We start from the raw sequence: 7,431 nt of genomic DNA, 5'->3' as shown, positions 1-7,431 counted from the left end.
GAAGATCTCGCTGGAGACCACGCCCCGGTAGTAGGCAGCCCATCCCCGGATGATGGGGTTGAGCTTGGCGATCACTGCCGTCGCGTTCTGACCCCGAAGGGCCCGCACTTCGGCGGTGAGCCGTGCCCGGATCCGTCGCACGGCCGCCTTGCTCGGCTTGATCAGCAGCACGCCGTGGTAGCGGCGGATGGTGAATCCCAGGAAGTCACAGCCCTCGTCGAGGTGCACGATGCGTGTCTTGTCCTCGTTGAAGGCAAGGCCCCTGGGTGCCAGCCACCCGGCAATCCGTTCCTTGACCTGCTCGGCCTCACCACGGCTGTGGCAGAGCGTCACAAGATCGTCGGCGTATCTGACCAGAGTCGGCGAGCCCTCCTTCAGCCCTCCGGCACCAACACCGGTGAGCTGGTAGCGGACTCCGGCGGCCGCTTCCATTCCGTGCAGGGCCACGTTCATCAGCACGGGGGAAATGATCCCGCCTTGCGGGACCCCTTCCTCGGTCGGGGACAGCCGCCCGCGATCGAGCACGCCCGCCTTGAGCCACTGCTTGACCAGTCCCCTGGCGGGGAAGCGGCCGAGAGCGGCCAGAAGGCGGTCATGGTCGATGCGGTCGAATGCCGCCGCCAGGTCCGCGTCAAGGATCCACTGCCGTCTGGGGTTCTTGCCCTTGACGGCCAGGAAGATCACTCCGATCGCGTCATGGCAGCCACGGCCGGGCCGAAATCCATACGATCTCGGCTCGAACCGTGCCTCCCACTCGGGTTCCAGCGCGTTCACCGCCACGGCTTGAAGACACCTGTCGATGATCACGGGAATTCCGAGGCCGCGCCGACGGCCGCCTGCCTTCGGCACGAACACCCGCTTGACGGGCCGGGGCTTCCAGAGTGCCGCCCGGAGCTGCATCCAGTCGGCCAGCTCGGCCTTGCCCTGGGGCAGCAGGACGACCCTCCCGTCGACTCCGGCCGTCTTGCGGCCAGCATTGATCTCCGTCACGCGCCGCACGCTCAGCAGCGTGTTGGAGCGGGAACGGAGCATCAGCTTCTGGAGATTGCGGACCTTCTTCAGGTCCCCTGCCTGTGATGCCGTGAAGATCCTCTGTCTCAGCCGCCGTACTTCCTCCTCCGCCCTGTGCCAGTCGATCGACTGCCAGTCGGTGGGGCCGCCCTCCGGTCCGTTCACCGCGCCGCTGTCGCCCAGGACGGCGTGCGCCCGGGAGGTTCCAGTCGTCATGGCGTCCAACTTGTCCTTCGGTTCCGGCGCTGATGGTCATCGGTTCTCCACAGGCCCACCTGACCCACGTCAGCACCCTTTCGGGTCCGGGCAGAGCGCCCGTATCCGGCCGGTTATCCGCAGCGCCAGCGGAGGGGCTGGCCATGTGCTCCGGTTTCCCGCTGCCTTTCGGCCACCGGCGTTGGCTTCTTGGGTCATCCTGTTCCCGCTGGGGAGTTGGGCCTTCCTTGCGGTCAGCTGACCGGACGTATCGCGTCCGGACCCCAACGGGTTTTCCACGTTCCACACGAGTGAGATACGACCGGGGTGGGTGCCCCCTAAACTCCGGGACGGCGGTGCTCTCCCGGCTGACGATGGGTGTTCAGCCGGCGCCTGCCGCTTCTCAGCGGCCAGTCCTGCACCCCGCTGCTGCTTCCCATCTGCGGAGCCCAACGATCACGAAGCATCATCAGGGGTTCACTCGCGTTCACCCGTCCGGTCTTCCCCTTGCCGGTAACTCCCGGATGGAACGGGAGTCCTTGGGCGTCTCCTCCGGGCTTCACACCCCGCCGTTACCAGCGGCGCATGCCAGAGTGGGGACGGGCCCTGAGCACTGGCCCGGAACTAACCTGTCGACAACAACTGCCGCCCTCCTTCAGGTAATTCACTCAAACTCGTGCGACTTCGTGTCGCACCCCAGCGTTCGTGGTAGAGGCGCATCAAGCGGGCAGGGGGGTCTGCGCGATGGTCGGTGAGTGTGGTCAGCAGGCGGTAGGTGTCACCGAAAGTGCCGCCGTCGAGGGTGCGTGCTTGGACCTCGGCCTCGATCACTCGTAGCGAGAGGCTGCCGATGCGGGTGAGGTACGAGCCGTCGGGCAGCACGGCCAGCACCGGCGGGCGCCGTGTGCTGGTGCAGCGCACCAGAAACTGCGCGCCCTGTCGCGTGATGGCGGCCAGAAGCTCGTTGCCGTCGAATGCACGGTCGGCCAGAAGGAGCATGTCCGGGGTGAGGTGGCTGGTCAGTTCCCGGGCGTAGTCGCTCTCGGCTTTGACGGCGGGACCGAAGACTGCTGCGATCAGGCCGCGGGTGCCTGTCTCGCACAGCGTCATCAGCATCAGCCGGGGGTAACCCGCCGGGCCGTGGCGTCGGACGGTGCGACCGAGCCAGGACCTGTTGCGCTCGTGGTCGGGGACCGACAGGCTTCCGCATCCGTCGAAGGCGACCGTGCGCTAACGGCGGTAGCGCACTCCAGGGGTGGAGGGCTGGGCCAGGGGGCCCGCCAGCACGTCGAAGAGCCGCTGCAAAGGGGCGACGCCCACCCGCCGGCGCAGATCACGAAGTGCCTTCTCGGACGGCCGTGGCACGTTGCCGCTCAACCCTGCTACGAGTTTGTCCCATACCAGCTGAGCACCCAGATGCTCGAACATGCCGAGAGCCAGGACGAAGTAGACCCCGACTCGGGATGGCAGTCTCCGTAATCGTTTCTCGCGGGTTCCGGTCTCCTCCACCACCGCATCCACCAGCTCCGGTGGGATGACTTGGGTCAACTCGCCGATGTGACCGGGCGCGAACACGTCAGGCGTGCCGCCCGTGGCAAACTGGGCCACAGGGCCTCTGCTCTCTCAGGAAGATCTTGGTCGATCCCCTGGATAGCAGAGGCCCTGCCACATCTCACGAACCCCTTGACATTGCCATCGGGGCCTTAACTTCGCGGCATTGGTCGATCGAGTGCCGATGCTCACGCACGGCGTGCGCGTCGTAGCGGGTGAAGTCCCCCGCGACACAAATCAGCCGGGGTTCGCTCCACAGCACCTGGGACGCGGCCGGTACCCCGAACCGGTCGCGTACCAGGCCCTGGAATGCTTCCTTGTGGGCCACGAGCCACGATATGTAGTACAGGCCCTGATTGATGATGCCCGCGTCGGTGCCACGCTTGTACTCAACTTTACCGACCGCAGGAGCACGTGAACCGGCTCTGAACTGCGACGATTCATAGGGTACATGTACGCGATGGCCGACGCCGTGACTCCAACAAATCGACGTGCGCCAGACGAGCGCCTGCTATAGGTCAAGCCCCCGATTGACGCGAGCACCCAGCCTCGAACCACGCCAGCCGTGGCCTGTCGGCGCCTGCGCCCGGGAGCAGCGGACAGCCTCGGCCGCTCAGGTGGTTCACCGCTCCAGCAGGCGGCGACGCAGTGCTTCCTGTGTCGGTGTTTCTGTGGGGGCGTGTGAGGGTGTCGGGGCCTTGTCGGAATGGGCCAGCGCGTCTTCGATGCGTTCGCTGGAACGCAGGACAGCTACGTCGGCCGGTGAGGAGGGCCAGGCCAGGAGGAGATAGTTCTCCACCGGTGAGGTGGCGACTTTGTCGGGGAGGTTGCTTCGTCCTCGCGCATGAACGCGGAGCCGGTACCAGCTCGGTCCGGATGGACTGAGGAGGGGATGTCCGGGGATTGGTCCGTCTTCGAGGGATTCGACCTGAAGACGGCCAGCGGGGGCGTGCACGCTGACTTCCACGACCTCCTCCCATGCTTCATCCGCCGATGTGTCCGGCGGGCTGCTCAGGGCTTCGGCGGTGACGCGCACCGGCCCGGTGTGGATGCCGGTGGCAATGAGAGCTCCGTGCGACATAGGAGCCGTGAGTCCGTTGCTCCAGTCTGCCGTCTGGACGGGGATCTCTCCGGCGTCCAGCACGCCGAAAGTGCCTTCGGGCACGTACACAGTGCGGGCGGTGGTCATGGTTTTCTCCCCGGATCCGTGCCTTTGCTCCGACAGAAAGCGTGGCACAGCTGGGCCCCGCGGTGGGGCCGTGGTGTCGGCAGCCGCCCCGTCGGGGGTGGCTGCCGAAGCTGCCCTGAGTATCCGCGCGATGGGTCAGGAGACGGTGACTCTGAAGGGGTCGTCTTGCAGGACGCGTTCAGCGCGGAAGAATTGGGTGTTCAGACCGCCCTGGGCGTTGTTCTCCGTGGCTGTGATCATGCAGACGCTGACGCCGGTCGGGCCGGTGCCGGACGACACATTGGGCATCTGGCATCCGTCGAAGGTACGGCGGGTGCCGCCCGCGAACAGGCCCTCCTTGGATCGCGCGATGGGGTATTCATCGCAGCTCAGGCCCGAGATGCTGGGGGCGTCTCCGCAGGCCAGCTCACGGTTCGTACCGGCAACGGTTTCGTCCTCCGTCCTGTGAAGGGGCTGGGCGAAGGTGGCGCCGGGCAGGCCCGATGCCTGGGCGCGTTCCACATGGGAGGCGAGGGAGGGGTAGGACGTTTTGCTGTAGACGAGGTTGGAGGCGTACCAGGGGACAACACAGCCGACTGTGGCTCGTCCCGCTGTGGCGTTGTCACATCGGAACTCGTTGAACGATTCCTCGTCGAAGGCGGGGTTCGGGTACTTCGCGGTGTCGTTGTTGGTGAATGTCAGGTACCAGAAGGTTTGACAGTTCCCCTTGGCGCCGGGTGCGGTCGCGGTCGTGTCGAAGAACGACTCGCCCAGGGTCCACGAGTTCAGGGGAAGCAGCGGCCTCGCCGGGAAACTACTGCTCTCCCTGGTGCACGCGCCGCTCATGGTGGCTTGCCCGTCCACCTTGGCATTGAGCGCATCGCCCCAGCCGTCGTAGACCGACGTCTCGATCTGATGGGCAATCGTGCCCAGCCCCGTGTCCCCGTAGCTGTAGTTAATGAGGATCATGTACGCCTCGCCGGTGAGCGTGGTCTGACCGTTCTGGGTCCACCGGGTCCAGTACGTCAGGCCGCTCACCCTGCAGACCTGTGTGCGCGTGCCGATGACGGTGTTGTTGCTTTGTTCGCACCACTGGGGCGGGGCCACACCGTCCTGCGCAAGGCTGGGGCTCTTCCGCAGGCGGGACATATCAGGCGCCGGCGTCTGCTGGACGCACATCGAGCGGCCTTGCGGCGTTGGGTCGGTGCACGTCGGCGAGTCCGACAGACGCAGTGTGCTGCCGTCGGGCTTCTCTGCGGGCTTGTCCGATCCCGGCGTGGGGTGCGGCGTCAGCGGCTGCTGGATGGTTTCACTGGCTACGGCGGCGGCCTTTACCCCTTCCGGGGCGGCTGCCGAGGCTGCTTGTGCGGGGGCGACAGCTGTGGCGACTGCAGCGATCACGGCGATGGGTATCAGGGGTCTTATACGGGCTCTCAACTTGTGGAACATGACATCAACTCCCCTGTCTGTTCCGGCCTTTGAGGTGTTGGAGCACAGGAACTGACCGTAGGGGATGGGTTGGTGCATATTGCAGGCAATAATGGCGGCTTCAGTAACCGCAAGGGATTATCGAGACAGATGAGACATGGCAACGTTGCGTTGTCAACTGCCGCCGAGCGGTGGGTTATGTCTCGTGTGTCCGACCCGGACTCTCGCCTGACGAGTGATTTGAGGACAGGTCTCGACGGCCCGACTCCCGGGAGTTGGCGTGAACATCACAGTCGCTTGCGGGGAGCCTGCGGTCCGCGCGGTTACTCCGGGCGGGCCGCTGCTTGATCAAGACGCGCGCTACGGAGTGACCCCGACGGCGGCACCGCGGACACGACGACCCCGGCGGTCTGGCAGCCGCCGAGGTCGTTTCACCTCTCTCCGTCGACAATCAGTACGTCGCCGTCGTGCACACCTTCAGCATCGCTCGACGCCTTGGTCGGCGAGATCGCTGTCTGCACTCGGCCTAGGGCTTCCATGCACCGTTGGGTCGGCGAGGCGGGCTTCAAGATCAGCGACGCGCCGGTCTTGGAAGCGGAGGTTGGAACGGGCAGCCTGAAGACGTTCGTCGAGAATGCGATTGTCGGCGGTGAGTTGGCGAACCCGTTGTTTCAGGGTGGTGCTTTCGGTGGTGATCCGCTGAATGGTCTCCTCGGGCCACTCGGCTTCGAAGTCCCTTATCTGGCCGAGGAGGTCGCCGATGTGGGTGCGCTGGGTGCGGATCTCAGCGTGGGCGGCCTTGAGGGCGTCCTCGGCGTTCAGCGCGCGTTCGCGCCAGGTTGCCTCGCGCTCGGCACCCTGCTCGACGAGCGTGCGGGACCGGCGGTCGCCGACCTGAGCCATCGCCGCGGCGACCGCGGCTCTGGCCTCGACGTTGTCGTAGAGGAAGGTGCGCGAGACGCCCGCGCGGCGGGCGACGGCGGCCACGCTGACTTGGGCCTTCTCCCTCCGCAGCCGGGCGATGGCATCGTGGACCCGTTTGAGGGCGGTCTCGGTCTTGCAGCGGCGGGCGGCCAGGGCCGCCGCGGTACGGGGCTTGGGAGCGGCGGCCGTGTTCACGCGACGTCCTGTTCCGGCTCGGTGTCCTCGGTTGTGCACGTACCGCTGTACTCGCCCTCCTCGGCGCTGCCCTCGTCGGCGAGGTCGGCGGCCCGGAAGGCGGTGGACCACACGCGGTGGAAGTAGTCCTGGGGTTTGCGTAGGTCCAGGGCGAGGGCGTCGTCGAGGAGGCCGAGGCCGGCCAGGGCCTTTTCCAGGCCGTCGATGGGGCGGGCGGTGGGTTCGAAGTGACGGTGGAGGTAGTCGGCGGTGGCGTCGTCGGGGGCGCCTTCGGCCAGCAGTCGCCACTGCTCGCGCTTGCGCCGCCAGTAGAGCAGGTCGGCGCCCGAGAGGACGAACTTGTCGCAGTTGTGGCAGTCGAGGTTGAAGGGGCAGGCGCCGCCGTTCACGACGGGCTGGAAGGTGCAGAAGCCGCCCTCGGCGGGGGTGCTGCGGCGGGACACGTCGATGGCCAGGGCCTGGGCCTGCTCGCGGGTGAGCGGGGTGGTGTCGCTGGTGAGGAGTTCACCGGGGTGGGCGGTGCCGGGGCCGGCGACCCACACGTGCTGGAGGACGTTCTCCAGGTCCGACTGGGTCAGGTGGACGTAGTGCTCGGCCATGCGGTCGGAGACCTGGCCGAGGTAGCGGCGGATGTGCGTCAGGCTCGCGCCGTGCCGCAGCAGCCGGGTGGCCAGCGTGTGCCGGGCCTGGTGGGCGACGTAGTGACCGCCGAGGTCAAGCTCGGCGATCCAGCTGCGGAAGCCGGTGTGGAACCAGGTGTAGGACAAAGCGCGGCGGCCGTCGGGGTTGAGGATGTCAGTGGGGAACAGAGCCAGATGGGGGCGTTCGGCAGCAGTGGGCGGGCGGCCGGCGTGCCGGTCGGCGTAGTGGGCCAGGGTCTTTTGGCGGCGTGCTTCGAGCCGGTCCAAGAGATGGTCGGGGATGCGGACGGCCGCGTTCAGGTTGCCGACCTTGGTCTG

General features: G+C 66.8%; 7 protein-coding genes and 1 pseudogene. All 8 read right to left on the bottom strand.

What is annotated here, in order from left to right; genetic code table 11:
* Positions 1-1,227: group II intron reverse transcriptase/maturase (gene ltrA, locus AC3ETA_RS47390; RefSeq protein ID WP_432199101.1), on the bottom strand; the 1,227-nt coding region annotated here is incomplete at its 3' end.
* 603 nt (positions 1,228-1,830) lie between these two features.
* The gene (locus tag AC3ETA_RS47385) at positions 1,831-2,325 is read right to left on the bottom strand and encodes a transposase (protein WP_432199102.1); all 495 of its coding nucleotides are present in this window, start codon (positions 2,323-2,325) and stop codon (positions 1,831-1,833) included.
* Between the two features lie 111 nt (positions 2,326-2,436).
* Entirely contained in the window at positions 2,437-2,814 is a 378-nt protein-coding gene (locus AC3ETA_RS47380; RefSeq protein ID WP_432199100.1) for a transposase domain-containing protein, read from the bottom strand.
* Positions 2,815-2,917: 103 nt separating this feature from the next.
* Positions 2,918-3,151, bottom strand: a pseudogene (locus tag AC3ETA_RS47375) (transporter); the annotation flags it as partial.
* A gap of 228 nt (positions 3,152-3,379) precedes the next feature.
* Entirely contained in the window at positions 3,380-3,946 is a 567-nt protein-coding gene (locus AC3ETA_RS47370; protein WP_432199099.1) for a hypothetical protein, read from the bottom strand.
* Between the two features lie 135 nt (positions 3,947-4,081).
* A complete protein-coding gene (locus AC3ETA_RS47365) occupies positions 4,082-5,374 on the bottom strand; it encodes a hypothetical protein (RefSeq protein WP_432199098.1) in 1,293 nt (430 codons plus the stop codon).
* A gap of 456 nt (positions 5,375-5,830) precedes the next feature.
* The gene (locus AC3ETA_RS47360; protein WP_432199097.1) at positions 5,831-6,472 is read right to left on the bottom strand and encodes a DUF6262 family protein; all 642 of its coding nucleotides are present in this window, start codon (positions 6,470-6,472) and stop codon (positions 5,831-5,833) included.
* Positions 6,469-7,431, bottom strand: a 963-nt coding sequence (locus tag AC3ETA_RS47355) for a tyrosine-type recombinase/integrase (RefSeq protein WP_432199096.1), incomplete at its 5' end; no start/stop codon positions are given. The genes AC3ETA_RS47360 and AC3ETA_RS47355, both read right to left, overlap by 4 nt.

Source organism: Streptomyces sp. bgisy027, assembly GCF_057710365.1.
This window is presented reverse-complemented; position numbering and strand designations above follow the sequence as displayed.

Bases quoted from the DNA above. Each gene is read 5' to 3' on its own strand.
- AC3ETA_RS47370 (WP_432199099.1), bottom strand. From the start codon at position 3,946: ATGACCACCGCCCGCACTGTGTACGTGCCCGAAGGCACTTTCGGCGTG.
- AC3ETA_RS47365 (WP_432199098.1), bottom strand. From the start codon at position 5,374: ATGTTCCACAAGTTGAGAGCCCGTATAAGACCCCTGATACCCATCGCC.